27 protein-coding genes and 2 pseudogenes are annotated in these 25,558 nt (G+C 73.1%); 16 read left to right on the forward strand and 13 right to left on the reverse strand.

Going from position 1 to position 25,558, the window contains the following annotated elements; genetic code table 11:
- Positions 1-44 precede the first annotated feature (44 nt).
- Positions 45-755, forward strand: coding sequence for an HAD family hydrolase (locus tag OO63_RS05465; RefSeq protein WP_030358171.1), 711 nt, complete (start codon positions 45-47; stop codon positions 753-755).
- A 43-nt stretch (positions 756-798) separates the two neighbouring features.
- On the opposite strand, the gene OO63_RS05470 is transcribed toward OO63_RS05465, so the two are convergent.
- Positions 799-1,044, reverse strand: a complete 246-nt coding sequence (locus tag OO63_RS05470; RefSeq protein WP_030358172.1) for a DUF2630 family protein — start codon at positions 1,042-1,044, stop codon at positions 799-801.
- Positions 1,045-1,265: 221 nt separating this feature from the next.
- Between OO63_RS05470 and OO63_RS05475 the strand changes: the two genes are divergently transcribed.
- A complete protein-coding gene (locus OO63_RS05475; protein ID WP_030358173.1) occupies positions 1,266-1,889 on the forward strand; it encodes a TetR/AcrR family transcriptional regulator in 624 nt (207 codons plus the stop codon).
- 143 nt (positions 1,890-2,032) lie between these two features.
- A complete protein-coding gene (locus OO63_RS05480) occupies positions 2,033-2,593 on the forward strand; it encodes a histone deacetylase (protein ID WP_234311148.1) in 561 nt (186 codons plus the stop codon).
- 103 nt (positions 2,594-2,696) lie between these two features.
- Here the strand turns inward: OO63_RS05480 and OO63_RS05485 are convergent, their stop codons facing one another.
- Positions 2,697-3,665, reverse strand: a complete 969-nt coding sequence (locus tag OO63_RS05485; RefSeq protein WP_030358175.1) for a threo-3-hydroxy-L-aspartate ammonia-lyase — start codon at positions 3,663-3,665, stop codon at positions 2,697-2,699.
- A 19-nt stretch (positions 3,666-3,684) separates the two neighbouring features.
- Entirely contained in the window at positions 3,685-4,416 is a 732-nt protein-coding gene (locus OO63_RS05490; RefSeq protein WP_030358176.1) for a helix-turn-helix transcriptional regulator, read from the reverse strand.
- Between the two features lie 172 nt (positions 4,417-4,588).
- On the opposite strand from OO63_RS05490, the gene OO63_RS05495 reads away from it, so the two are divergent.
- On the forward strand, positions 4,589-5,743 hold the full coding sequence (locus OO63_RS05495) for a hypothetical protein (protein WP_030358177.1): 1,155 nt from the start codon (positions 4,589-4,591) through the stop codon (positions 5,741-5,743).
- An 84-nt stretch (positions 5,744-5,827) separates the two neighbouring features.
- On the opposite strand, the gene OO63_RS47520 is transcribed toward OO63_RS05495, so the two are convergent.
- Positions 5,828-6,487, reverse strand: coding sequence for a hypothetical protein (locus OO63_RS47520; RefSeq protein WP_125263065.1), 660 nt, complete (start codon positions 6,485-6,487; stop codon positions 5,828-5,830).
- A 271-nt stretch (positions 6,488-6,758) separates the two neighbouring features.
- On the opposite strand from OO63_RS47520, the gene OO63_RS05505 reads away from it, so the two are divergent.
- Positions 6,759-7,460 (forward strand): FadR/GntR family transcriptional regulator, encoded by a 702-nt coding sequence (locus OO63_RS05505; protein WP_030358179.1) that lies wholly within the window; start codon positions 6,759-6,761, stop codon positions 7,458-7,460.
- Positions 7,461-7,619: 159 nt separating this feature from the next.
- Positions 7,620-8,894: a CynX/NimT family MFS transporter gene (locus OO63_RS05510; RefSeq protein ID WP_234311143.1), complete on the forward strand. Its 1,275-nt coding sequence runs from the start codon at positions 7,620-7,622 to the stop codon at positions 8,892-8,894.
- Positions 8,895-9,058: 164 nt separating this feature from the next.
- Here the strand turns inward: OO63_RS05510 and OO63_RS05515 are convergent, their stop codons facing one another.
- The gene (locus OO63_RS05515; RefSeq protein ID WP_030358181.1) at positions 9,059-9,490 is read right to left on the reverse strand and encodes a DUF3995 domain-containing protein; all 432 of its coding nucleotides are present in this window, start codon (positions 9,488-9,490) and stop codon (positions 9,059-9,061) included.
- 44 nt (positions 9,491-9,534) lie between these two features.
- Entirely contained in the window at positions 9,535-9,987 is a 453-nt protein-coding gene (locus OO63_RS42040) for a DUF6463 family protein (protein ID WP_157853948.1), read from the reverse strand.
- Between the two features lie 95 nt (positions 9,988-10,082).
- Here OO63_RS42040 and OO63_RS05525 point away from each other — a divergent pair, with 95 nt between their 5' ends.
- Positions 10,083-10,649 (forward strand): TetR/AcrR family transcriptional regulator, encoded by a 567-nt coding sequence (locus tag OO63_RS05525; RefSeq protein ID WP_030358183.1) that lies wholly within the window; start codon positions 10,083-10,085, stop codon positions 10,647-10,649.
- A gap of 7 nt (positions 10,650-10,656) precedes the next feature.
- On the opposite strand, the gene prcB is transcribed toward OO63_RS05525, so the two are convergent.
- The gene (gene prcB / locus OO63_RS05530; protein WP_030358184.1) at positions 10,657-11,502 is read right to left on the reverse strand and encodes a proteasome subunit beta; all 846 of its coding nucleotides are present in this window, start codon (positions 11,500-11,502) and stop codon (positions 10,657-10,659) included.
- A gap of 226 nt (positions 11,503-11,728) precedes the next feature.
- Between prcB and OO63_RS05535 the strand changes: the two genes are divergently transcribed.
- From OO63_RS05535 to OO63_RS05545, 3 genes are all read left to right on the forward strand, one after another.
- Positions 11,729-13,225 carry an integrin alpha gene (locus tag OO63_RS05535; RefSeq protein ID WP_030358185.1) on the forward strand — a complete coding sequence of 499 codons (1,497 nt, stop codon included), beginning with the start codon at positions 11,729-11,731 and terminating at the stop codon, positions 13,223-13,225.
- A gap of 334 nt (positions 13,226-13,559) precedes the next feature.
- A complete protein-coding gene (locus tag OO63_RS05540; RefSeq protein ID WP_030358186.1) occupies positions 13,560-14,414 on the forward strand; it encodes a glycoside hydrolase family 16 protein in 855 nt (284 codons plus the stop codon).
- A 193-nt stretch (positions 14,415-14,607) separates the two neighbouring features.
- Positions 14,608-15,279, forward strand: coding sequence for an AIM24 family protein (locus OO63_RS05545; RefSeq protein WP_030358187.1), 672 nt, complete (start codon positions 14,608-14,610; stop codon positions 15,277-15,279).
- A 30-nt stretch (positions 15,280-15,309) separates the two neighbouring features.
- Here OO63_RS05545 and OO63_RS05550 read toward each other — a convergent pair whose 3' ends face one another.
- Positions 15,310-16,569, reverse strand: coding sequence for an MFS transporter (locus OO63_RS05550; RefSeq protein ID WP_030358188.1), 1,260 nt, complete (start codon positions 16,567-16,569; stop codon positions 15,310-15,312).
- Positions 16,570-16,932: 363 nt separating this feature from the next.
- Here OO63_RS05550 and OO63_RS05555 point away from each other — a divergent pair, with 363 nt between their 5' ends.
- The 5 genes and pseudogenes from OO63_RS05555 to OO63_RS05570 all read left to right on the forward strand — a co-directional run bounded on the left by OO63_RS05555 (position 16,933) and on the right by OO63_RS05570 (position 19,748).
- Complete coding sequence (locus tag OO63_RS05555; protein WP_030358189.1) at positions 16,933-17,187, forward strand: hypothetical protein; 255 nt, start codon at positions 16,933-16,935, stop codon at positions 17,185-17,187.
- 164 nt (positions 17,188-17,351) lie between these two features.
- A pseudogene (locus OO63_RS42045) lies at positions 17,352-18,410 on the forward strand (response regulator transcription factor); the annotation flags it as partial.
- 186 nt (positions 18,411-18,596) lie between these two features.
- Positions 18,597-18,851, forward strand: a pseudogene (locus tag OO63_RS46625) (winged helix-turn-helix domain-containing protein); the annotation flags it as partial.
- Positions 18,852-18,943: 92 nt separating this feature from the next.
- A complete protein-coding gene (locus OO63_RS45930; RefSeq protein ID WP_169786599.1) occupies positions 18,944-19,108 on the forward strand; it encodes a DUF5993 family protein in 165 nt (54 codons plus the stop codon).
- A gap of 1 nt (position 19,109) precedes the next feature.
- Positions 19,110-19,748, forward strand: coding sequence for a disulfide bond formation protein B (locus OO63_RS05570; protein WP_030358190.1), 639 nt, complete (start codon positions 19,110-19,112; stop codon positions 19,746-19,748).
- A 45-nt stretch (positions 19,749-19,793) separates the two neighbouring features.
- On the opposite strand, the gene OO63_RS05575 is transcribed toward OO63_RS05570, so the two are convergent.
- The 3 genes from OO63_RS05575 to OO63_RS05585 form a co-directional block, all read right to left on the reverse strand.
- Complete coding sequence (locus OO63_RS05575; RefSeq protein WP_030358191.1) at positions 19,794-20,699, reverse strand: NADP-dependent oxidoreductase; 906 nt, start codon at positions 20,697-20,699, stop codon at positions 19,794-19,796.
- A 168-nt stretch (positions 20,700-20,867) separates the two neighbouring features.
- Complete coding sequence (locus OO63_RS47525; protein ID WP_169786600.1) at positions 20,868-22,859, reverse strand: sigma-70 family RNA polymerase sigma factor; 1,992 nt, start codon at positions 22,857-22,859, stop codon at positions 20,868-20,870.
- 49 nt (positions 22,860-22,908) lie between these two features.
- Positions 22,909-23,232 carry a YciI family protein gene (locus tag OO63_RS05585; protein ID WP_030358193.1) on the reverse strand — a complete coding sequence of 108 codons (324 nt, stop codon included), beginning with the start codon at positions 23,230-23,232 and terminating at the stop codon, positions 22,909-22,911.
- Positions 23,233-23,373: 141 nt separating this feature from the next.
- Between OO63_RS05585 and OO63_RS05590 the strand changes: the two genes are divergently transcribed.
- Positions 23,374-24,090: a DUF998 domain-containing protein gene (locus tag OO63_RS05590; protein WP_030358194.1), complete on the forward strand. Its 717-nt coding sequence runs from the start codon at positions 23,374-23,376 to the stop codon at positions 24,088-24,090.
- Positions 24,091-24,190: 100 nt separating this feature from the next.
- Here the strand turns inward: OO63_RS05590 and OO63_RS05595 are convergent, their stop codons facing one another.
- Both OO63_RS05595 and OO63_RS43180 read right to left on the reverse strand, forming a co-directional pair.
- Positions 24,191-25,180 carry a BtrH N-terminal domain-containing protein gene (locus tag OO63_RS05595; RefSeq protein ID WP_030358195.1) on the reverse strand — a complete coding sequence of 330 codons (990 nt, stop codon included), beginning with the start codon at positions 25,178-25,180 and terminating at the stop codon, positions 24,191-24,193.
- Positions 25,177-25,554, reverse strand: a complete 378-nt coding sequence (locus OO63_RS43180; protein WP_078618954.1) for a MerR family transcriptional regulator — start codon at positions 25,552-25,554, stop codon at positions 25,177-25,179. Before OO63_RS43180 ends, OO63_RS05595 begins: the two co-directional genes overlap by 4 nt.
- Positions 25,555-25,558 lie beyond the last annotated feature (4 nt).

Raw genomic sequence — 25,558 nt, forward strand, 5'->3', positions numbered from 1 at the left:
CGCGTCCTTGACCGTCGTCCGGCCGGTCCCGGAGGATCGCTGTCATGGCGATCAAGGGCGTGCTCTTCGACTTCTCCGGGACGCTGTTCCGCATCGAGTCCACCGCTTCCTGGCTGCGCGGAACGCTGACCGCGAGCAGGCTGACGCTGCCGGAGGACGAGGTGGCGCGGCTCGCGGCGGCGCTCGACCGCGCGGGCGCGCTGCCGGGCGGCTCGCCGACGGTCGACGTACCGGAGCGTCTCGTGGACCTCTGGTCGCGGCGCGACGAGAGCGCGGAGCTGCACCGGGCGGCGTACACGGGCATCGCCCGCACCGTGGAGCTGCCCGATCCCGCCCTGTACGACGCGCTGTACGAGCGGCACCGGACGCCGGAGGCGTGGCGGCCCTACGACGACGCGCCGGAGGTCCTGCGGGGGCTGCGGGAGCTGGGTGTGCGCGTGGGTGTCGTCAGCAACATCGGGTGGGACCTGCGGCCGGTCTTCCGGGCGCACGGCCTGGACCCGTACGTCGACGTGTACGCCCTGTCGTACGAGCACGCCGTGCAGAAGCCGGACGCGCGGATCTTCGCGCAGGCCTGCGCCGGGCTCGGTGTGGCTCCGCAGGACACGCTGATGGTGGGCGACGACCGGCGTGCGGACGCGGGTGCGGCCGCGTTGGGCTGCGCGGTGCACTTCGTGGAGCATCTGCCGGTGGCTCGGCGGCCGGACGGCCTGCGGCCCGTGCTCGGGCTCGTCGAGGGCGCGGGCGCGCGCTGAGGCCGGGCGTCGTCCGCCCGCGCCTCAGGACTGGCCCGCGGCCTCAGGACTGGTAGCCCTCGACCTGCGCCACCGGCCGCGCCCGCACCGAGTCGGGGTCGCCGCCGAACTCCTCCTTGGCCCGCCGCCTGCGCAGCAGGTCCCAGCACTGGTCCAGTTCCCGTTCCAGGACGCCGAGGCGGGCCCGCTCCGTCGCCTCGTCGATCGCCCCGGACGCGAGCGATTCGCGCAGGGTCTTCTCGGCGTCGACCATCTCGGTGATCCGCGCCAGAATCTGCTGTTGGTCCATGTCCAAGCGCCTCCTCGGCCCCCGGCCCACTGTAAGGAGGCGGAGCCGGATCCGCGAGAAGAGCGCGTACGCGCGCGCGACGCCCCGGATCCCCGGCTGCCCAAGGGCAGGCAACACTCCCCCGCGGTGTTGCCTGCCCCGGACCGCACCGGCCCATGACGGCCAGGGCCGGGTCGTCCTGAGTATATTGGCTGTGAGCCAGTCAACGCAGGAGTTACAGGATGTCCCCGCGTAGCCCATCGGTCAATGAAGAGTTGCGGCGACGTTCCCGCGAGCGGCTTCTGCAGGCCACGGTGGAGCTGGTGAGCGAGCGCGGTTACGAGGCCACGACCCTGGCCGACATAGCCGACCGGGCCGGCTCGGCGCGCGGTCTGGTGTCGTACTACTTCCCGGGGAAGCGCCAGCTCCTGCAGTCGGCCGTGCACCGCCTGATGCATATGACGCTGCAGGAAGCGCTGGAGCGGGAGCCGCGCACGGAGGACGGGGACGAGCTGCTCGCCCGCGCCATCGACGCGATCCTGGGCCTCGCCCGCGACCAGCAGATGCTGATGCGCACACACATGGCGGGCATCCTCCAGGCCGAGGGGTTCGTGCAGTGCCCCGAGCAGCAGCGTCTTGCCTTCCTGCTGCGCGAGGCGGTGTCGCGGCACGGGTCGCCCGAGGCCGAGACGGACTACCGCATGCTGCGCGCCCTGCTGATGGGCGCGGTGTTCGCGCTGCTCATCCCGGGCGCCCCGATGCCGTTCGACGTGCTGCGGGCCGAGCTGTTCCAGCGGTACGACCTGGACTGGACGTGCGGCTTCCCGCCGGGAGACGAGCCACCCGAGGGGTCGTTCAGGACGTGAGTCGCGTACGGGTCATCGAAGCCGGGGCAGCGGAACCGGACGGCGGGCGGTCGGCCGAGCCGGGCGGCGGTGAGCGGGCGGCGGGCGTGCCGGAGCTGGTCTGGTACGCGGCCTACGGCTCCAACACGCGGCGGGGCCGCCTGATGCACTACATCGAGGGCGGCCGGCCGCCCGGCGCCGCCCTGGCCGCGCCCGGCTGCCGGGACCCGCGTCCGCCGCGGGAGTCCGTGCCCGTGGAGCTGCGGGGCGTCGTGTACTTCGCGACCGAGTCCGCGCTCTGGACGGGCGGCCGGGCCTTCTACGACCCCGACGCGCGGGGGCGGGTGTTCGCGCGCGCCCATCTGGTGACGGCGGGGCAGTTCCGCGACATCGCCGCCCAGGAGATGTACCGCGCGCCGGGGACGGGCCCCGACCTGGCACCGGCGCTGCGGCACGGCCGGGCCCGGCTCGGCGAGGGGCGCTACGAGACGCTGGTGTGCCCGGGGACGCTGGACGGCCTTCCGGTGCTCACGTTCACCGCGCCGTGGGCGCTCGGGGACGTGCCCCTGAACGCCCCTTCCGAGGGCTATCTCCGGCAGCTGGCCGCCGGGCTTCTGGAGGCGGACGCGTGGGACGGGGCCGCCGTGGCCGCGTATCTCGCGGGGTGTCCGGGGGCGGCGGGGCGGTGGACGGCCGAGCGGGTCGCGGAGCTGCTCCGCGAGTGACCGCCCGGCCGTGGTGCGGGGGTCGTGCGCCGGGCCGCCGGGACCGGCGCGGTCGCCGTACGGAGGGCCCGGACCGGCTCCCCACGGTCTCGGCCCGGTCCGGTCAGGCGCCGCAGATCTCCGCGAAGCGCCGGGCGTCGACGTTGCCGCCGGAGAGGATGATGCCGACGCGGGGCGGCACGCGGTCGACGCGGCCGCTGAGGGCGGCGGCGAGGGCCGTGGCGCCGCTCGGCTCGACGACGGTCTTCAGGCGTTCGAAGGCGAACCGCATGGCGTCACGGATGTCGTTTTCGGATACGAGGGCGATGTCGTCGACGAGCCGCCGGTTGATGGAGAACGTCAACTCGCCCGGGATCTCGGCGGCTTGACCGTCGGCGATGGTGCGCGGCACGGGGATCGTCACGCGGTGTCCAGCCGCGAGCGAGCGCTTGGTGTCGTCGCCCGCCTCCGGCTCGACGCCCACCACCCGCACGCTGCCGCTCAGCCCCTTCACCGCGGTGGAGCTGCCCGCGATCAGCCCTCCGCCGCCGACCGGCACGAGCAGCAGGTCCAACTCGCCGACCTCCTCCATGAGTTCGAGGGCGGCGGTGCCCTGTCCCGCGATGATGTGCGGATGCTCGTACGGCGGGATCAGCGCGAGGCCACGCTCGGCGGCCAGGGCCGCGCCGATGGCCTCCCGGTCGCCGGTGTAGCGGTCGTACGTGACGATCTGGGCGCCGTACCCCTCGGCGGCCGCGCGCTTGGAGGCCGGGGTGTCCTCGGGCATGACGATGACGGCGCTGCTGCCCAGCTCGCGGGCGGCGAGGGCGACGGCCTGGGCGTGGTTGCCGGAGGAGAACGACGCGATGCCCTTGGCCAGTTGCTCCGGCGAGAGGCGGGACACGGCGTTGTAGGCGCCGCGGAACTTGAAGGCGCCGACGCGCTGGTGGTTCTCGCACTTGAGGAACACCTCGGCGCCGACACGGGCGTCGAGGGTGCGCGAGCGCAGCACGGGGGTGCGGTGCGCGACGCCCTTGATCCGGGCCGCGGCGTCGCGGACGTCGTCGAGGGTGACCGGGGGTGTGCTCGTCATGCGGGTGCTCCCTGTCTCGTCATGCGGATGCCCCCGGTGCGGTGTCGGGCCCGTCCTTCGGGGGCTCCTCGGCCCGGGCCTTGGCGAGATAGCTGTACGCGGAGGCGCGGGAGATGCCGAGGCGCTCCGCCACCTGCGGCACCGCGCGCCGGACCGCGAAGACACCGCGCTCGTCGAGGCCCCGGAACAGCTCGACGCGTTCGGCGCGGTCGAGCTCGCCCCAGGGGCGGCTGCGCTGGAGCTGATAGGCGTCCACGACGGACCCCACGACGGCGTCGACGACCTCGGCGGAGTCCCCGAAGGTGGTCGTGGGCACGTCCGCCGGGGCCGCCACACCGGCGAGTTCACCGATGAGCGTGCCCACCTGCTGGACGGCGGTGATGTCGAGGTTGACGCACAGCGCGCCGAACACCGCGCCGCCGCTGTCGCGCAGCAGCACCGTGGACGACTTGACCAGCTTGCCGTCCTGAGTGCGCGTCAGATAGTTCAGCTCGTCGCCCGCCTCGTCGCCGCGGGCGAGCATGCCCATCCCGATCTCGCTCATCGCACCGCCGACGCGGCGCCCGGTCACGGACCCCGCGATCGACACGACGGACTTCTCCGGCCGTCGGTAGTCGTGGACGACCACTTCGCACAGCGAGCCGAAGGTGGCGGCGATGCCGTCGGCGACGGGGACGAGCGCGGCGAGGATCGCGTCCCGCTCGTCGTCCCGGGGGGAACCGGCTGCTGGCGGACTTTCCGCGGCGCTCATGTCGGGCCTCGTGCTCCTCGCGCTCCTCGTACGTCCCGGTCGTGACCGGGTTCCCGGCTCCGCGACCGGGCCACCTGGACACAATGTACACGCCTTGGACGAAAATTCCAGACCTTGATCGGCCGCCGCAAACCGTTCGACGCGCGCGCGGCGCGCGGGCGAGACTCGCGGCATGCGCCTCCTGCCCGTCCTCTGGCTGTGCGGCCCTCCCGGGGTCGGGAAGACGACCGTCGGCTGGGAGATCTACTCCCGGCTCACGGACGAGGGCGTCCCCGCCGGGTACGCAGACGTCGACCAGCTGGGGATCTGCCACCCCGACCCGGCCTCCGACCCCGGACGGCACGCGCTGAAGGCGGCCAACCTCGGCGCGGTGATCGCCCACTTCCGCGCGGCGGGCGCGCGGTGCGTCGTCGTGTCCGGTGTCGTCGAGGCCGACCGCGGGGTCCGGGCCGACCGGCTCTCGGGGGTCGCGCTGACGGTGTGCCGCCTGCGCGCCGGCCGACGGGAGCTGCGGGACCGGTTCGTCGGGCGCGAGGACGCGAACGGGGCGTCGGCGGCGGGGGGTTCGCGCGACGAGACGGTGGCCGCGGTGCTGCGGTACGCGGACGAGCTGGACGCGAGCGGCTTCGCGGATATGTGCGTCGAGACGGGGGGCCTGTCGGTCGGCGAGGTCGTGGAGCGGGTGGGAGGGTGGCCGGGGGCGGCGGACCCGGAACGGCTCCCGGCCCCCGGGGCGCGGGACACCGTTCCGCCCGGCGGCACCCGCGCCCTCTGGCTGTGCGGCGCCACCGGCACCGGCAAGTCCGCGGTCGGCTTCCCGCTGCATCTGCGGGCCGCACGGGCCGGGTTCGGGTCCGCGTTCATCGACCTCGACCAGGTCGGCTTCCTCTCCCCCGCCCCGCCCTGCGACCCGGACCACCACCGGACCAAGGCGCGCGTCCTGGCGGACCTGTGGCGCAACTACCGCACGGCCGGGGCCCGTCGCCTCACGATCGTGGGCCCCGCGACGGACGAGGCCTCCCTGGGGACGTACACGCGAGCCCTCGCCGGAACGGCCGTCACGGTGCGCCGACTGCACGCCGGGCGCGAGGAGTTGACGCGCCGGATCCTGCGGCGCGGGCAGGGGCTCGGCTGGGCGCAGCCGGGCGATCCGCTGCGGGGGCGGCCGACCGCGGAGCTGCTGCGGGTCGCCGGGCAAGCGGCGGCGGTCGCCGGGGAGTTGGCGCGGGCCGGGATCGGCGGGGCGCACGTCGACACGGACGGCGCGACGGTGACGGAGGTCGCGGACGCGGTGGCCGCCGCGGCCGACTGGCCGGGGTCGCCGTGACGCGGAGGGCCCCCGGGCCTCCGCAGGCGGGAACGATCCGCGTGCGGAGGGCCGGGGGCCCGAATCCGTGGGGGGGTGTCGGCGTCAGCGCACGGTGACCGTGAACACCGGGGACAGCGTGGCGCCGCTCTTCATCCGGAGTTCGTTCTTGCCCTTCAGGCCGAGCTTCACGCGGAGCGTGTACGCGCCGGACTTGTTGACGGTGGTGGACGCAGGCAGCGTCTTCCACGTGCCGCGCTGCTTCTGCTGGAGGCCCACCTTGGTGCCGGCCTTGATGCCGGTCGCCTTGCCGCTGACGCGCAGCTCCTGCCAGGCCTTCACGGAGGTCGCGGACGGCTTCGCGGTCAGCGCGGCCTTCACCTTGGCGGTGGGGCTGTTCTTCTGGGTGCCGAGGCTCTTGCCGGTCTTCACGTCCCAGATCGCGTACGGCGTGCCGCCGCCCTGCGTCTTGCTGTACAGCTTCTTGCCGTCGGCGCTGAGGTGCAGGTAGATGCCGTCCTGGACGGTCTGACCGGGCTTCAGGGCCTTGCCGTTGTAGTACGGCTTGCCGCCCTTGACCTGGAGGGTGACGCCGGCGCCGATGTCGATCTTCACCGGCTTGGGGGCGGCGGTCCGCACGGCGGCCTGCTGCGGGGCCGGGGTGCTCGCGAGGGCGGCCGCGGCCGGGGCCAGGAGCGCCGCACCGACGGCGACGGAGATGGTGGCGGTACGAAGGGCGCTGCGGCGGTGGGTGGTGTGACGCATGGTGGCGATGTTCCCCTTCACGGTACGGATATCTCGATATGCCCTCTGCCTTCCGGCGAGTGCTGAATCAACCTATTCGCCCGGCATTACGGATTTCCCGAGATCATGTAACGGCGCCCCATAGATCACTTCACGGGTCTGCCCGGACGGGGTCGGCGTGCCGGTCGATTGACACTCTCAAACATGGGATGTTCCCATGTCTGTCACGATCCCGTCCGCCCGGACAGATCCGCCCAGACAGATCCGCCCGGACAGAGAGGGCACCTCACCGATGCCGCTGCGCAGCACCGCACGCACCAACCTCGTCGACCTCGTCATCGCCCAGATGGAGAGCCTGATCTCGGACGGCGAGTGGCCGGTCGGCACGAAGATCCCGGCCGAGCCGCTGCTCGTGGAGCAGCTCGCCGTCGGCCGCAACACCGTGCGAGAGGCGGTCCGCGCCCTGGTGCACACCGGCATGCTGGAGCCGCGCCGGGGCGACGGCACGTACGTGCGGGCCAGCAGCGACTTCGGGGCGGCCGTGCAGCGCCGGGTGCGCAAGGCGAGCGTCCTCGAGGCGTACGAGGTGCGGGCCTCGCTGGAGCGCGACGCGGCCCGGTACGCGGCCGAGCGCCGCACGCCGGAGGACCTGGCCGCGCTGCGCGCCGCGCTCGACGAACGCGGCCGGGCCTGGGAGAGCGGCGACACGGAGGCCTTCGTCGACGCCGACATGACCTTCCACCGCGCCGTCGCCGCCGCGGCCCACAACGCCGTGCTCGCCGAGCTGTACGGACACCTGAGCGACGCCATGCGCACCACGGTCAAGGCCGTGATCGGTGCGGCCGTGCCCGACTCCGTACGGCATCAGATCGACGCCCACAGCGCGATCGTCGACGCCATCGAGGCGCGGGACCCGGCCACCGCGGAGGCCGTGGTGCTCGCCCATCTCGCCGAGGGCATGGCGGCGTTGCGCGAGGAGCACCCGGCCGACTGAGACCCCGGCCCCGCCCCGGACCGACGGCCCGCGCGACCGCCCCCGTCCAGCCGAACCCGCCCCGTCCGGGCCGGACCCACCCCGTCCGCGCCGAACCCGCCCCACCGGGGCCGGCCCCGCACACGTACCACCCGAAGCACGACCCCCAGGAGAAACCTCATGCACAGCCAAACGCCCGTCACCACGGACACCGTGGCGCGGGCGGACACCGGTCGCACGGCGGCCGACCTGCCGAAGGCCGCCCCGTCCGGCGTCACCGGGCGGCATGCCCTCTGGCTCGGCCTGGGTGTCGTCCTGCTCGCCCTCAATCTGCGCCCGGCCCTGGTCGCTGTCTCCCCGCTCGCCGACACCATCCGTGACGACAGCGGCATGTCGGCGGCGGCCACGAGCCTGCTCACGGCGCTGCCGCTGCTGTGCTTCGGGCTGCTCGCGCCCGTCGCCCCACGCCTGGGCCGCCGCTTCGGCACCGAGCGGACACTGCTCGCCACCATGGTGCTGATCTGCGCGGGCACGGCCCTTCGCATGCTGGACGCGGTGGTCGCGCTGTTCGCGGGCACCGTCGTCATCGGCGCGGGCATCGCCGTCGCCAACGTGCTGCTTCCGGGCCTGATCAAGCGGGACTTCCCCGGGCGGGCCGGGCTGATGACGGGTCTCTACTCGATGTCGCTGTTCGGCGGCGCCGCGCTCGCGGCGGGCGTCACCCTGCCGGTGCAGGAGGCGTCCGGCATGAACTGGCGGACGACGCTGGCCTGTTGGGGCGCGCTCGCGGTGGTGGCGGTCGTGGTGTGGCTGCCGCAGCTGCGGGCGCGTGCCCGGGACGGCGCGGCGGCGGCCCGGCAGGCGGCGCGCCCCGTGCGGGGCCTGTGGCGCTCGCCGTTGGCCTGGCAGGTCACCGGGTACATGGGCCTTCAGTCCCTCAACTACTACGCGGCGGCGGCCTGGCTGCCGACGCTCCTGAAGGACGCCGGGATGAACGCGGGCGACGCGGGCTGGATGCTGTCGTTCTCGTCGCTGCTCGGCATCGCGGGCTCGTTCGTGGCTCCCGTGATCGTCGGCAGGCGGGTGCGGTCCGGCACGCTCGCCGTCCTCGGCGCGGTGCTCTGCGCGCTCGCGTACGCCGGGCTGCTCGCCGCCCCGGTCGGCGCCGCCTATCTCTGGATGAGCCTGCTCGGGCTCGGCCAGGGCGCGGCCATCAGCCTCGCGCTCCTGTTCATCGTGCAGCGCGCGCCGGACGCCCGGCACGTCGCGCCCCTGTCCAGCATGGCCCAGTGCTTCGGCTACATCCTCGCCGCCACCGGACCTGCCGTCCTCGGCGCCGTCCACGACGCGTCCCACGACTGGACGCTGCCGGTCGTCCTGCTGCTCGTCCTGCTCGTGCCGCAGGTCGCGGTCGGCCTGGGGGCCGCCCGCAACCGGCACGTGGCGGGACGGTAGGGCGCGGCCGGGGTCAAGGTGTCGCGGCGGGGGTCACGGGCCTGGCCGCGGCGAGGTCGGCCTGGTCGATGAGGTCGGCCTGGTCGATGAGGTCGGCTTGGCCGGTGAGGTCGGCCTGGCCGACGGCGTCGGCCGGGGCTCCGACGGCCGCCTCCAGGGCCGGCCTAACGCCTGCTCGCGGCCACCGCGACGATGCCGCCCAGTGCGGCGAGCGCCACGCACAGCGGCGAGTACAGGACCGTGTTCCACTGCCGGAACTCCGCGGCCGCCCCGGCGTTCATGAAGTACCCGCCCAGGCCCCGGGCGAGCAGCACCGCCGTCAGGCCGTACATGCCCGCGAGGCGCAGCCAGTCCGGCCCGACCGCCGGGATCGACCCGTTCACCATCAAGGTGAGCGCGGCGCCGCCGATCAGCAACAGGCCCACGACGACGGTGCTCGACGCCGACGGCATCACGCCGTCGTCGCTGCCGCCGATGGTCTTGGTGAACGTCATCGCGTCCTTCAACGGCCAGGGGGAGAACGCCCAGACGAAGTGCAGCAGGCCGATCGCCGCGAGGACGACCGTCAGTGCCGCGGGGACCACTGTGCGGACCATGAGTGAGTACCTCCGACTCGAAGTGGCGCTCGGGCAGGCGGACTTCAGCTCCCGGCGGTCCCGGGCCGCTCCGCGCCGGGACCGCGCGCGGCCAGGACGAGCAGCACCCCGACCGCCACCAGGGCCCAGGCCGGCGAGGCGGGAAGCAGAGCGGCAAGCACCGCGCCCCAGGCGGTCATGGCCCAGCCGAACGGGGCGGGCACCCGCGCCCCTTGCTTCGCCGTCCACAGCACGAAGGCGCCGAACAGGAGCACCGGCACACCGAAGCTGCCCGGCGCGACCCAGAAGGCCTCGGAGTAGGCCAGGTTCTCGGACGTGACGTCCAGCGAGATGGTCCGCCACGGCCCCTGCTCGAAGATGTCCGACCAGACGTCCCGGTTGTCCAGCGGCGACACGACGACGTGGACCACGCCGAAGGCGACGGCGAGCCACCCGGCGGCCCGCGTGAGCTTCCGTTCGTTCGGTCGTGGTGTGCGCGCGGCGTGCGGAAGTGCCATGACGGCCCCCATCTATACGCGGTCGTATAGATGGAGCTTAGCACCTGTCTATACGATGCCGTATAGACAGGTGTCACGAAGGAACGGAGCGGATCATGGCGGTGGCTCGGACCCCGCGTCACAAGTGGATCGACGAAGGGCTGCGCGCCCTGGCGGCAGGCGGCCCGGAAGCCGTCCAGATCGAGTCGCTCGCGAAGGCCCTCGGCGTGACCAAGGGCGGCTTCTACGGCTACTTCGCCGACCGGCGCACCCTGCTGGAGGAGATGCTCGAGCGCTGGGAGCGCGAGGTCACCGACGAGGTGGAGGCACGCGTCGAGAAGGAGGGCGGCGACGCCAAGACCCGGCTGCGCCGCCTGTTCGCCATCGCCGACACCGACAACGACCTCGACACGGACGTCATGACGGACCTGGCGATCCGCGACTGGGCCCAACGCGATCCGGCGGTCGCCGAACGCGTACGCCGCGTCGACAACCGCCACATGGACTACCTGCGTTCACTTTTCCGCGCCTTCTGCTCCGACGAGGACGAGGTCGAGGCCCGCTGCCTGATCACTTTCTCGCTGTACATCGCCGAGCACTTCATGTTCGCCGACCACGGCGGCCGCAGCCGCGCCGATGTCAACGAACTGACGACACGATGGCTGCTCGACTCGCCGCGCTGAGCGGAGCTCAGAGCACCGCGGCCCGCGGCCCGTCCGGCGCCTCCAGGCGGCCTTCGACCACCGACCGGGCGATCTCCGCGACCTCGTCCCGCGGCAGTTGCCGGTAGCCGTCCGCGGTGACCAGGGCGACGCGCGGGAACAGACGGCGCGTCAGGTCGGGGCCGCCCGTCGCCGAGTCGTCGTCCGCGGCGTCGTACAGCGCCTGGACGGCGGCGAGGACGACGTCCGGCTCGGACATGCCCTCGTGGTAGAGCTTCTTCAACGAGCCGCGGGCGTACACCGATCCCGACCCGGTGGCCGCGACGCCCCGCTCCTCGCTGCGCCCGCCGGTGACGTCGTACGAGAAGATCCGGCCGACGCCCTTGGCCAGGTCGTACCCGGCGAACAGCGGGACCACGGCGAGGCCCTGCATCGCCAGGGCGAGGTTGCCGCGGACCATGGTGGTGAGGCGGCTCGCCTTGCCGACCAGGGACAGGGCCGTGCCCTCGATCTTCTCGTGGTGCTCCAGCTCCAGTTGGAAGAGCTTGACCAGCTCCACGGCGAGCCCGGCGGTCCCGGCGATCGCTATCGCGGAGTGGCCGTCGGCGGGGAAGACCTTGTCGTACTCGCGGTGGGCGATGACGTTGCCCATCGTGACCCGCCGGTCGCCCGCCACCAGGACGCCGTCCGCGTACGTGGCCGCGACGATCGTGGTGCCGTGCGGCGCCTCGAAGCCGTCGTGCGCGGCGGGCAGGGCGCGCCGCGCGGGCAGCAGGTCCGGCGCCTGCTCGGCGAGGAAGTCGAGGAAGGACGAGGTCTCGGCGGCCATGAAGGCGGCCGGGAGACCTCCCGAACCCGGTGGATCTGTGTGCATGCGCGCCCCTCCCGAGCAGCCCGACGCATCCTGAGGCGGACCCTACCCCCCGCCCTCAAGACCTGAACCCCGAGCGGGAGTTGCGGGCGGAGTCCCGGTGAACCCGCGGCGACATCCCGTACAACCCTTCCGGTCCTGCCGCGGTCGAACAGGGCGCCGGACGAGGAACGGGCCCTTTCCGGACACCCCCGCGCCGCCCGGCCACCTTCCCGCACAGGAGTCGCTCGTGCGCAAGAACCGTTCCGCCGCCGTCGCCGCGGCCTCATTCCTCATCGTTTCGGGCCTGGCCGTCGCCGCCGCCCCCGCAGCCGTCGCGGGCACCCCGGGAGGCACCCACGCGAACGACCGCAACAGCGACTTCGACGGCGACGGATACGAGGACGTCCTGGTCGGCGCGCCCGGCGCGACGGTCAGCGGCAAGAAGGGCGCGGGTCTCGTCACCGTGCAGTACGGCTCCTCCAGAGGCATCGGCACCAGCGACGTGGCGCGGTTCAGCCAGTCCACGGCCGGTGTCGCGGGCGCCGCCGAGGCGGCCGACGGCTTCGGCACGGCCGTCGCCACCGGCGACCTCGACGCCGACGGCTACGACGACGCGGTCATCGGCATCCCCGGCGAGGACATCGGCGACCGGGCGGACGCCGGCGGCGTCGCGATCCTGTGGGGCTCCAAGGAGGGCCTCAAGGGGGCGGCGAGCGACTGGCTGCAGACCCAGGAGCCCACCAAGGGCGAGAAGTTCGGGTCCGCGGTGACCGCCGCGCGCCTCACCGGCGACACCCCCGGCGACGTCCTCGCCGTGCTCGACCGCGACGACCTCGAACTGTTCGTGTACGACGCGGCACCGCAGGCCCGCGCCGCGGCGCCGCTCAAGCGCCTCGCGACCGAACACCTGGCATCGGGGCGCACGGCCGCGCGCGCCGAGGAGCGCCACATCCTGCCCAAGTCCCTGACCACCGGCGACTACGACGACGACGGCTACGCCGACCTCGTGGTGTCGGGCGTGACCGTCGGCGACGAGGAGCCCGGGCACGGCTGGTCCGCCTACTTCAAGGGCGGCGCCGACGCCCTCACGCACCAGGGCGACCTGCGCGGCGGCCCGGCGGCCGCGTCCGGCGACATCAACGGCGACGGCTTCGACGACCTGGTCACGGGCGAGCCCCACTCCCCCGACGACGGCGGCGAGACGACGACCGGCGGCCTGGTCGGCGTGCGCTACGGCTCCGCCGAGGGGATCTCGCAGGACGTGAAGTGGTGGACCCAGGACGCCCCGGGCGTGCCCGGCACCGCCGAGCGCGGGGACGGCTGGGGCGCCGACCTGTCCGTCGCCGACACGGACAAGGACGGCTACGCGGACGTGGCGATCGGCGCGCCCGGCGAGGACATCGGCACGGTCGCGGACGCGGGCGCGGTGTGGGTCCTGCGCGGCACGGCCGCCGGGCTCACCGGGACCGGGGCCAAGTCGTGGGACCAGAACTCCGCCGACATCCCCGGCGCCGCCGAGAAGGGCGACAAGTGGGGTGCCCAGGTGCGCCTGACCGACCCCAACCGCGACGGCCGCTTCGGGCTGCTCGCGTCGGCGCCGGGCGAGAACACCGGCGACGGCGTGGTGTGGGTGCTCTCGGCGGGCGCGGGCGGGGTCACGGCCGCCGGGTCGTGGACGTACGGGGCGGGATCGCTCGGCGCGCCCGCGCAGGACGCGGCGTTCGGGGCTGCCGTCGACGAGTGAGCGACCGCGAGCGTCTCGCGGCAGCGGGGGTACGCGGAGAACGTGCCCGTTCACGGGCGGGGCAGCGCCCGTGAACGGGCACGCCGAGGGGGCCGACGGTGACGAACACCGTCGGCCCCCTCGGCAGTTGGTCCGCACCAACGCCTTGACGCCCCCTGCGCACCTGCCTTAAATCAAGCAGTGAAGAAACCGTCGCGGAGGATCGCGTACCGCGTTCAACTCTCGACGTGATCTTGTCATGCACGCGACCGACAACATGTCCGCGACCGCACCGCGCACCACCACCATGCCCCCCACGGCATGCGTGCCCGCTCCCCCCACCCGAAGCGATGTGATGACCGTGTCCCTCTCCTGGCGCCGCCGCACGGCGCTCTGCGCACTCTCCCTGATCTGCTGCGCCACCGCCGCGACCGCCGCCCCCGGTGCCGCCGCCGCGCCCGAGCGCGACAAGGCCCTCGCCTTCTCCGACGACTTCAACGGCCCCGCCGGGTCCGGCGTGGACGGCGGCAAGTGGCAGGTCGAGACCGGCGACAACGTCAACAACCACGAGCGCCAGTACTACACATCGGGCAACAAGAACGCGAAGCTCGACGGCCAGGGCAACCTGGTCATCACCGCCCGCAAGGAGAACCCCGAGAACTACCAGTGCTGGTACGGCCGTTGCGAGTACACCTCGTCCCGGCTCAACACCGCGGGCAAGTTCACGTCGACGTACGGCCGCGTCGAATCGCGCCTGAAGGTGCCGCGCGGCCAGGGCATGTGGCCCGCGTTCTGGATGCTGGGCGCCGACATCGGCAACGTGGGCTGGCCGAACTGCGGCGAGATCGACGTGATGGAGAACGTCGGCAAGGAGCCGAACACGGTCCACGGCACGCTGCACGGCCCCGGCTACTCCGGCTCGGGCGGCATCGGCGCCGCGTACTCCCTGCCGAACGGCGAGGCCTTCGCGGACAAGTTCCACACCTTCGCCGTGGACTGGTCGCCGAACAAGGTGACCTGGTCGGTCGACGGGCACGTCTACCAGACCCGCACCCCGGCCGACCTCGGCGGCAGGCAGTGGGCGTTCAACAAGCCCTTCTTCCTGATCCTCAACCTGGCCGTCGGCGGCTACTGGCCCGGCGATCCGGACGGCAGCACGACGTTCCCGCAGACGCTGACCGTCGACTACGTCCGCGTGACGACCGGCTGACCGCGACGGGCGCCCGGGCTCTCACGGACGCTCCCTCGCCCAGGCGCCCCGCCCCGGAAGTGCGCCCCGCCTTAAGTAGAAGCGCCCCTGGCCGAAAGTCGCGGCCGGGGGCGCGCCGGGCGCGACCCCGGTCCGGTGGACATGCGCCGCTGGAGTCTTGGCGGGGCGCCCCCGCACGGGGCACGATGCCCGCATGAAGAGCGACCTTTTCTCCAAGGACCACGTGGCGCAGCCCGCGACGGCGCCCGGCATGAGCCTGCACAACTCGAAGTCCATCCGGTACGTCGTGAGCGGCGAGATGATGGCGCGCCAGGGCGCGATGGTCGCCTACCGCGGCAACCTGCAGTTCGAGCGCAAGGGCCAGGGCGTCGGCGGGATGCTCAAGCGCGCGGTCACCGGTGAGGGTCTGCCGCTGATGTCCGTGAAGGGGCAGGGCGAGGCGTGGTTCGCGCACGAGGCGCAGAGCTGCTTCGTCGTCGACATCGAGCAGGGCGACTCGCTCACCGTCAACGGCCGCAACATCCTGTGCTTCGACGCCTCCCTGTCGTACGAGATCAAGACCGTGAAGGGCTCGGGGATCTCCGGCGGCGGGCTCTTCAACAGCGTGTTCACGGGGCACGGGCAGCTGGGCCTGATGTGCGAGGGTGAGCCGCTGGTGATCCCCGTGTCGGCGCAGGCCCCGGTGTTCGTGGACACCGACGCCGTCGTCGGCTGGACCACCAGCCTGCACACGTCGCTGCACCGCTCGCAGTCGATCGGTTCGATGATCCGCGGCGGCTCCGGTGAGGCGGTGCAGCTGAAGCTGGAGGGCGAGGGCATGGTGATCGTCCGCCCGAGCGAGGCGACGCCGCACAAGCCGCAGTAGTACGGCGCTCGCCCCGCACCCGTCGGCCGCTCAGCAGCCGACGGGCGTCGTCGTGTCCGCCGACGTGGTGGGCGCGGTGGGCTCCGGCGCCTGCCGGTCCCCTCGCGAAAGCCGCGTCCGCAGCATCGGCAGCGCGCACAGCGTCAGCAGGAGCGCGACGGCGCCCGCGACGAGCGCCACCGAGACCCCGGCGGTGGCGCCGAAGCGGTCGTAGACGACGCCGGTGACGGCCGCGCCGATCGCCACGCCGCTCTGCAGGCCCGCGATCATCCAGGTCATCGCCTCGGTGAGCTGGTGCTCCGGCGTCACGCGCTCCACGATGCCCATGATCACCACCATGGTCGGCGCGAAGAACACCCCGGCGAGGAACACCGCCACGCACATCACCGTCACCCCGTCCACGAGCAGGAACGGCAGGGTCGTGAGGGCGGTTCCCGCGACCCCGACGAGCAGCAGGCGCGGCAGCGGGACGTTCCACTCGCGGGCCCCGAAGAGCAGTCCGGACAGGCCCGAGCCGATCGCGTAGACGGTGAAGACGAGGCCGCCGAGCGACTTGTTGCCCTGCTCCTCGGCGAACGCGAGACCCATCGTGTCGACCATGCCGGGAATCGCCCCGCCGCAGAGCAGCACGAGCGCGAGCAGCAGCACCGGCGCCGAGCGGATCACGGAGGTGTCGCCGCCACTCGCGGCGCGCGGCCTGACGGGCGGTTCGGTGCGCTTCTGCGGTACGAACAGGGCGACGCCCACGACCAGGAGAACGGCCGCGAACAGGGGTGCGGCCTGCGGGAACAGCGCCGTGGACAGGACCACGGCGAGCGCCGGGCTGATGACATACGTCAGCTCGTCGACGACCGACTCCATGGAGTACGCCGTGGTGAGCCGCGGGGTGCCCCGGTAGATCTCCGTCCAGCGCGCGCGGACCATCGCGCTCATGCTCGGCATCAGGCCGGACAGCAGGGCGAACAGGAACAGGGTCCAGCTCGGCGCGTCGGCGGTGGCGCAGAGCAGCAGCGCGGCGAGGCCGAGCACACTGACGCCGGTGGCGAGCGGCAGGACGCGGCTCTGGCCGCGCCGGTCCACGGCCTTGGACACCTGCGGGCCGAGGAAGGCCATGGAGAAGGTGAAGGTGCCCGCGACCAGGCCGGCCAGGGCGTACTCGCCGGTCGTCTCGGACAGCATCGTCAGGATGCCCATGTGGGTCAGGGGCAGGGGCAGCCGGGCCAGCAGACCGGCGGAGCTGAACGCCTTCGTGCCGGGGGCGGTGAAGATCTCTCGGTACGCGTTTGCCATTGGTCGTCCTGTCGGTGGAATCGGCCCTCGGCCCGTGCGGGCATGCGCGGTCACCCGGTGTGCGCGGCCCGCACGGACAACTACCGGGACTATCGTTCCACTTTCTATCACGCCCGGAGCAGGCCGACCGCAGACGCGCACGCCCGTCGGGCAGGCGCTCTCCAACTGGCCCCGGCGCTACGTTGATTGCGCTTTCTTGCCGGTGGGCGCGTTCTGGGGGACGGTGGGGCGAACCACTTCAGGTGACGGGGACGTACACACCTCTCAGCTCCTCTCGCACGACGCACGGCGACTCGTGGATCCACCGCGTGCGCGTCGCGACAGCCCGCGATGGCCGCGGTCGCTGTCGAGAGGAGGTGACCGATGTGCCGAACCTCGGAGCCGGGCGGGTCGGGCACGGACACGGAGGGCGACGAACCCCCCGCGACGGACACCGGGACGCCCACGCGGTGGGATCCGCGGAGGGTGAACTCGTACTGGACGGGGCTGCGGGCCGTGTTGCTCGTCGTGGACACGGTGGCGGCCCTGAAACAGCACGAGGCCCTTGCCCAAGGGGCAAGGGTCCTCATCGCGGTGGGTGACATGATCGTCGACGCCGGCAAGCACGAGCGGTCATGAACCCGGGGGGCCTGGTCGCCGGGAGGCGGTCGGGCCCTCCGCATCCAGGAGACCACGGACCGTCGGCCTCGGCCAAGGGGCGCTTCCCCACTTGCACCCGATGGACCGTCACAAAAACGGGTTTCGTGTCATGCTCGCGATCCGTTCGAAGAGAGGGCCGCGTCATGGGGACGGCAGACGGCGAGTGCCAGGAGTGCGGCGGGCCGCTGCCGCCCGCCTCCGGCACGGGCCGGCCGCGCCGCTACTGCTCGGACGTCTGCAGATCGGCGGCCCGGCGGTCCCGCGACCGGCGGCGGAAGGCGGCCGACGCCACCGCGTCGCGCCGGTGCGCGACGGACATCGCGGGACGCCGGTGCGAACGGGACGCGCGGCACGTCCTGGTGGTACGGGGCGCCGAGAGCCAGGTGTGCACCGACTGCCGCGAACTGACCCTGTCGTTCCTCATCAACAGCGGTGTGCCCGACTCCGCGGTCGAGGTGCGCCCGCTGCCCGGATACGTGGCTGAACGCGGGTCGGACGAGGGGGCGACGGCGATCGCGCCGCCACCGGCGCCGGCCACCGCCGACCGCCGCGCACGCGTGCTCCTCATCGAGGACGATCCGCACGTCGCCGCGGCGCAGACCGCGGTCCTGACCCAGCACCGCTACTCCGTCGTCCATGAACTGTCCGGCTCCACGGGGCTCCACGCCGCGCGCGCCGAGCGGCCCGACCTGGTGCTCCTGGACCTCGGGCTCCCCGACATGGACGGCTACGAGACCCTGACCCGGCTGCGGACCGTCAGCGACGTGCCCATCATCGTCGTGACGGCACGCAGCGACATCCGGTCCCGGCTGCACGGCCTCAACCTGGGCGCGGACGACTACGTCGTCAAGCCGTACGACCCCGCGGAACTCCTCGCCCGCATGGAGCGCGTGCTGCACCGCGCCGCACCGAAGCAGTGGGTGGATCACGTCTACGACGACGGTCTGCTGCGGCTCGACTCCCAGGACTTCGCGGCCGCCGTGGCCGACGCGCCGCTGCGGCTGACGCGCACGGAGTTCCGCGTGCTCGATCTGCTCGTACGGAACGCGGGAGTCGTCCAGCCGTTCCGCAAGCTGCTCGCGCGAGCCTGGGACGACCCCAACGGGCGGGACACCGACAAGGTCAAGTTCACCATCTCGCGCCTGCGCGGGAAGCTCGACTCGACAGTGGTCGGCAGCGAGTCGATCGTGTCGGCCCGAGGCGTCGGCTACCTCTACCGTGCGCCGGGGCCGACGGCGCCGGGCACTCCCGCGGCGCCCGAAGCGCCCGCGCCCCGGCCGGGGTACGGGCACGCGGGCCAGGTGCTCAGCATCCTGGAGTCACGGAGCCCCGGCGGCGCCGCCGAGGCGGTCCTGCGGGTGGGCCCCCTGCACATCGAACCGGCTGCCCGGCGGGTCAGCGTGGACGGATCTGCGGTCCAGCTCACCCAGAGGGAGTTCGACCTGCTCGTCCTGCTCGCCCGGCACCCCGGCACGGTCGTGCGCCGGGAGCAGATCATCAGCGAGGTGTGGCGCGGCGCACGGCACGGGACGACCCGTCTGCTGGAGGTACATGTCGCCTCCCTGCGCACCAAGTTGGACGTACGGAACCTGATCGAGACCGTACGCGGTGTCGGCTACCGGCTCACTGTCCCGGCCGCGTAGCGCCGGGCCCGTTGGTTCCTTCCGTGGGCTTCGGGTCGCCGTCCGGCGTGCTCCCGCCCCGGTCGGCGGTTTGCTGGGTACGGTCCGCGGGCATGGACACCCTCATTTTCGGCGGGCTGCTCGCCACCTGGCTGGTGCTCTACCGGCAGCGCGGCCGGACCCTGCTGCTCGTCGGCTGGTGGGGCGTCTTCGCCGCCGTCGCCGGGCTCCTCTCGCACCACATCACCAGCAGCCTGGCACTGGGGCTGAGTTACTGACATGGCCGCCACGACCACACGGCTCAGGGGCACCGAGGGCGCCGGGGCCCTCGGCACGGTCCAGTACTGGTTCGCCTGCTTCTTCGCCGCCGGCTGGACGGGGATCGTCTGCGCCGGGCTCGGGGTGCAGTTCATCGGCTGGGACTACCCCTGCCCGCTGTGCGTGATCCAGCGGATGTTCATGCTGCTCGCCGCGCTCGGTGCCGGGGTCGTCGTGCGCAGGGGCATGACGGGCGGCGTCTCGGGCCGCGACTACATGATGGGCTGGGGGCTTTCGCTGGTCGCCTGCATCGGCGGTGGCTTCACGGCCTGGCGGCAGACCATGCTGCACATCCTGCCGGGCGACGAGGGCTACGGCAGCCCGGTACTCGGCCTGCACATGTACGTGTGGGCGTGGATCCTCTTCATGGCGTCGGTGGTGGCGATCGGCATCGTCATGGCCCTCGCCCACCTCACGGCCGACCATGCGATCCCGACGTCGGGGGCGTACGGCAGGGCCGGGCAGGCCGTCCTCTGGTTCGTCGGCCTGATCATCGCGGTGAACCTGGTCGCGGTCTTCTTCGAGGAGGGCTTCCACTGGTTCCTGCCGGACGACCCCGCACGGTACGAGTTCTTCTACCAGGTGGGGATCTTGGACTGACGGTCCGTCAGCCGAGCCGTGCGACGCCCCCGACGGGGGACGGGCTCAGACGCGGACCACGATCTTCCCCCGTGTGTGGCCGCGCTCGGCGTACGTGTGCGCCGCCGCGATCTGCTCCAGGGGATAGGTCCGCTCGACGCGCGGTGTGTAGCGGCCCTCCCTGCCGAGTTCGCCCGCTGCGGCGAGGAGCGTGGAGTTGTTCTCCGCGTTGGCCAGCCACACGCCCAGGCGCTGCGCGTTGGCGTGGTCGGCGATCGTCGACACGCGGGCGGGGTCGCCCACGACCGCGACGAGGTCGGCCAGGGAGCCGGAGGCCGCGGTGTCGAGCGCGATGTCGACACCGTCCGGGGCCAGGGTGGCGAGGCGCTCCGCGAGGCCCGTCCCGTAGGTGGTGGGAACGGCTCCGAGCGAGGTGAGGAACGCGTGGTTGCGCTCGCTCGCCGTCCCGATCACGGTGGCGCCCCGGGCCACCGCGATCTCGACCGCGGCACTGCCCACACCTCCGGCGGCGCCCTCGATCAGCAGGGTGCGCCCCCGCAGAGGGCCGAGCGCCTTCAGCCCGCCCATCGCGGTCACGGATGCCAGCGCGGCGCCCGCGGCCTCCTCGTCGGTCCACGCGGCGGGCGCGTGCGCCCAGGCCGAGAGCACGGCCAGCTCCGCCGTCGCACCCGTGACACCGCCGAGACCGAAGACGCGGTCGCCGACGCCCACCCCCCGCACACCCGCACCGGTCTCGTCGACCACACCGACGGCCTCACGCCCCGGAATCGCGGGCAGGTCCACGGGGAGCACCTCGCGCACCGCGCCGGAACGCACCTTCCAGTCGACGGGGTTGACCCCGGCCGCCGCGACGCGGACCCGGATCTCACCGGGCCCGGGGTGCGGGTCCGGCACCTGCTCGACCACGAGGGTCTCCACACCGCCGTACTGGTGATACCGGACTGCGCGCATGACGTGCCGCCTTTCCACGCGGCCCGGGTCGGCCGCCTGTGAGGTCAGTGGGGTGAATGTTCGGCGAGCGCCGACACCGCCCACGCTAAAAGCTCACGTTGGCGTCAGGTGCAAGTCGGACGAGCCACCGGTTGCTCTCACGCGCGGCGAGGGCGGCTCCGCGTCCCCCTAGGAGCCACGCGGCTTGAGTTGGCTGAGGGTGTAGCCGTCGGCGGACGGGGCGAGGGACTTCGTGGTCCGCTTGAAGAGGTACTCCGCCCGTTCGTACGAGAGCCTGCGGCGGCCGGTCTGCGGGCACAGGTCCGCCGCGGCGGGCGTCCGGGCGGGGGCGGGGCGGCGGTCGGCGAGGAACAGCGGGCCCCGGGTGCGGCCGGACAGCAGGGCGGGCAGCAGCCGGGCGGTGCCGGAGCGCCAGGACACCCAGGTGCCGCCGGTGCGGGCGCGGCGGTCGTCCAGGTCCAGGTCCTCGACGTTCAGGGACAGGACGGTCGTCACCCCGGCCCCCGACTCGTGCAGGAGCCACCACAAGGTCCGTTCGCGCAGCGGCAGTTCGGTGCGGCCGAAGAGGGCGTCGAGTTGCGTCCGTGACAGCGGTCGCGTGGCGTGCCCGGATCCGGTGCGCCGTTCGAGGCCGACGGTGAGGTCGTCCAGGTCGGCCCAGGCGCAGAACGAGCGGACGGCCGAGCGGTGGCGGTTCCACGTCGTGGCCGCGGCGTCCGGCCAGGTGGCCGCGAAGACCCGCGCCACCTGCTGCGCGGTCATGGAGTGCAGGGGCTGCCCCTCGCCCAGGGCGCGGCACAGGCGGCGCAGTGTCTGGGCGTAGGAGCGGACGGTGGGGGTGGTGAAGTCCTCGCACTTCAGGAAGTCCTGGGCCGCTTGCCCGAGCGTGGGGCCGGAGGCGTCGGTGACGGTGATCTCCTCGGCCCTGCGGAGCAGGAAGGCGCGCTCGGCGACGTTCCGGGTGAGCTGGGCGGCCCGTTCGAACTCCCGGCGGGCCTCGGCGGACCGTCCCAGCCGGAGCAGGAGGTCGCCGCGGACGCCGGGGAGCAGGTGGTAGTCCCGCAGGGCGGGGTCCGACGTCAAGGAGTCGACCAGGTCGAGGCCGCGCTGGGGGCCGTGCGCGTGCGCGAGCGCGACGGCCCGGTTGAGCTGCACGACCGGTGTCGGAAGGAGTCGCGCGAGGGCCTCGTACAGGGACGCGATGCGGGCCCAGTCGGTGTCCTCGGCGGATGCCGCCTGGGCGTGGCTCACGGCGATCGCCGCCTGGAGCACGTACGGGCCGGGTGCGGCACCGATCTCCCGGGCGCGCAGCATCGCGGTGAAGCCGCGGCGGACGAGGAGCTGGTCCCAGCGGCCCCGGTGCTGCTCATGCAGGGGGATCGGCTCCCCCGAGGGCCCGGTGCGCGCGGCGGAACGGGACTGCTGGATCTCCATGAGGGCGACCAGGCCGTGCACCTCGGCTTCCTGCGGGGCGAGTTCGGCGAGGAGCCGGCCCAGGCGCAGGGCCTCCAGGGTGAGTCCGGGGCGCATCAGGTCGTCGCCGGACGTCGCCGCGTACCCCTCGTTGAAGATCAGGTAGATGACTTCGAGCACCGACACCAGGCGCTCCGCGAGTTCGGCGCCCGGGGGCAGTTCGAACGGCACCCGCGCGTCGGCCAGGGTGCGCTTGGCGGCGGCGATGCGCTGGGCGATCGTCTGCTCGTCCGTGAGGAAGGCCCGGGCGATCTCTCCGGCGGTCAGGCCGCCGAGCAGGCGCAGGGTGAGGGCCAGGCGTTCCCGGGTCGGCAGCAGCGGGTGGCAGGAGATGAACATCAGCCGCAGGACGTCGTCCTGATGGTGGTCGTGCTCACTGTCGGGGCCGGGCTGCCGGTCCCGGTCGTGGGCGAGGTCGTGGGCGAGCTGCTCCTGCTTGCGCTCCAGGCGTCGGGAGCGCCGGATGTGGTCGACGGCCCGGCGCTTGGCGATCGCGAGGAGCCAGGCACCGGGGTTGTCGGGGACGCCCGAGGCGGGCCACTGTTCGAGCGCGGCGACCAGCGCGTCCTGTGCCAGCTCCTCGGCGAGCGCGACATCGCGCACCATCCGGGTCAGCGTGGCGATGATCTTGGCCGACTCCAGCTTGAAGACCGCGTCGACCGTGCGGTGCGTGTCGGTCACGGGCATGACGGCACCGCCTCCGCCGGTCGGTGGTGGAGGCGGTGCCGTCGGCCGGTCACTGGCTGAACACCTGCCGGATCTCGCTCTCGCCGTCACCGACGATCCTGCGGAACCGGCGGGCGTGTTCGACCGCCTCCTCCTGGGAGCGGGCCTCGATCAGCGCGAAGCCCACCACGGCCTCCTTGGCCTCGGTGAACGGCCCGTCCGTCACCGTTATCTCACCGTCGACCGAGGTCAGCCGCAGGCCGCCCGGTTCGAGGCCGCCGGTGGCCAACAGGGCGCCGGAGGCGGTCAACTCCTCGATGAACTGGCCCATTTCGGCGAACAGGCTGTCGTCGGGGGTCCTCGAAGAAGCCTTGGTCGTCATCAGGTAGCGCATGGCCGTTCCCTTCCGCTGCGGGCTGTTGTCACGCCTCCACGTCGTACAAGCCTATGTGACAGGGAATTGCTCCGTTCCCTGTCACATCGCCGGATCGACGTGAGGGCAGGAACAGCCGACGAACCGAGAAGGGCCCTCGCCATGACGACCACTCAGCTCACCGCCCGCGCCACCGCCACGAGCGCCGCCGCCACGAGCACCTCCACCTCCTCCCCCACCCCCTCCACCATCGCCTCCGGCCCCGTCCGTGCCCTGCTCGCCGCCGGAGCCGTCGCCACTCCGCTGTGGACCGTGGCGGCGGTGACCCAGGCCCTCACCCGGGACGGCTTCGACCTGACCCGGCACCCGTTCAGCATGCTCGCCAACGGCTCGCTCGGCTGGATCCAGATCATCAACTTCCTGGTCGTCGGGGCGCTGTTCATCGCGGCGGCGGCCGGCCTCCGCCGCGCGCTGCACGGCGCGACCGGCAACATCTGGGTGCCGCGCCTGGTGCGGGTCGTCGGCGTCGGGATGGTCGCCGCGGGCGTCTTCGTCGCGGACCCGGGGGACGGCTTCCCCGCGGGCACCCCGGCCGGCAGGCCGGAGAGCATGAGCTGGCACGGCACGCTGCACCTCGTCGCCGGGTCGGTGACGTTCTTCGCCCTGATCGCGGCCTGCCTCGTCCTGGGCCGCCGCTTCGGCCGCGCCGCGGACCGCCGTTCGGCCGTCGCCTGCCGCGCCGCCGCGGTGGCGGTCGTCCTCGGCAACGGGTGGGCGATGAGCGGCGGCCCGGCAGGATCACTGACCCTGGCGGTCGGGGTCATCGCGGGGATGGGCTGTGTCTCCTGGGTCGCCGCCCGGTACCGCAGGGGCCTGTGACCCCGGGCGGAGCCGTCGGTTCGACGCCCCGGACGCCCCGCCCCGGACGCTCCGGCGCCCCGCACGCCCCGCCCCGGACGCCCCGGCGCCCGGGGCGCCCTCATGCCCCCACGCGGGTCAGTGCGTCCATCGCCTCGCGCTCGACGCGCGCGAGCTCGTGGAGCAGCGTGCCTGTCCGCGCGAGGCACTCCGCGTCACCGGATTCCCCGGCCTTCTTGATCAGCGCTGCGACCTCCGTCCACCGGTCGGCCGCCTCCGTGTACAGCCCGAGGCCGGTGCGCAGATGGCTGTCGTCGAGCAGGTCGGCGCACTCGGCGAGGAAGTCGCGGTAGAGGTTGCGGAACAGGGCGCCGCCGGTTCCGGCCTTCTCCATCAGGAGGGCGGCCTGCGGCAGGTCGCTCCGCGGGTCGTCGGCGCGCCGGAACCAGGTGGGGACCAGCTTGCCCGCCTTGTCGATGCCCCGGTGGCCGAGGTTGGCGATGGGCGGGTGGAGGAAGGCGTCCGCGCAGGCGGTGATCGCCGGGACGATCCGGTCGCGCGGGGAGGGCGGATTCCGTGGCGCGGTGAGGGTGAAGGAGCGGTGCCTGGCGGTCATCGGGCCGCGCGCGGCCCTGGCGTCGGCCAGGCTCGTCAGACTGGTGGAGACCGCCCCGCCCTGCTGGTCGGTGTCCACCAGGTACGCGACGCGGTCGTCGTAGCCGTACAGCGCGACGACATGGCCGCCGAAGTGCACCTTCGCCCCGAAGTACTCCAAGTAGTAGCTGTCGAGCTGCAGTCCGACGGGGTGACCGGCCTCGACGAGGACCACCACGTTCTCCCAGCCCTTGCGGCGCGAGGTGGTCTCCTGGACCGTCAGGTCGAGGCCGAGACGGGTGGCCAGGTTGCGGGTGAGGTCGAACGGCTTGACCCGTCCCCCGAGGAAGGGGAAGCCCATGTTCTTGCTGTCCCAGTAGACGAAGGACAGACCTGAGCCGAGGCCGAAGAGCATGGGCTCGGACAGATCGAGCCCCTGGTGCCGCAGCAGCACCCCGAGGGCCGTCGTCTCGCAGTGCTGCGTACCGCGCACATCGATGCCTGCCACCGTGGTCATGCCGTGGTCTCCTCGACGCCGATGATCAGCCGGGTCCTCGGTTCGTCCTGCGGCGCCTGTGCCGGTCCGGCGAGGCAGGCCGCACGCGCGGGCGCCCGTGGCCGCAGCCCGCGCTCGGCGCGCGGGATCTCCGCCCGGGACTCCGGCTCGGCGGACCGGGCCCGGGCGATCACGGCCAGGCGAAGGTCCATGTCGCGCAGGAGGGCGATGGTCAGGGCGTCACGCGCCTGTTCGGGCGCGTAGGAGCGGTAGCCGGTCACGGCGTCCACGCGGACCGGGGTCAGGAGCCCCGTCTCGTCGTAGTGCCGCGGCTGCTTGACGCTGCGCCGGCACAGGCGGGCGAAGCGGCCGATGGTGAGGAGTTCGTCGCGCACGCCA

It is taken from the genome of Streptomyces alboflavus, from assembly GCF_000716675.1.
GTDB lineage: Bacteria > Actinomycetota > Actinomycetes > Streptomycetales > Streptomycetaceae > Streptomyces > Streptomyces alboflavus.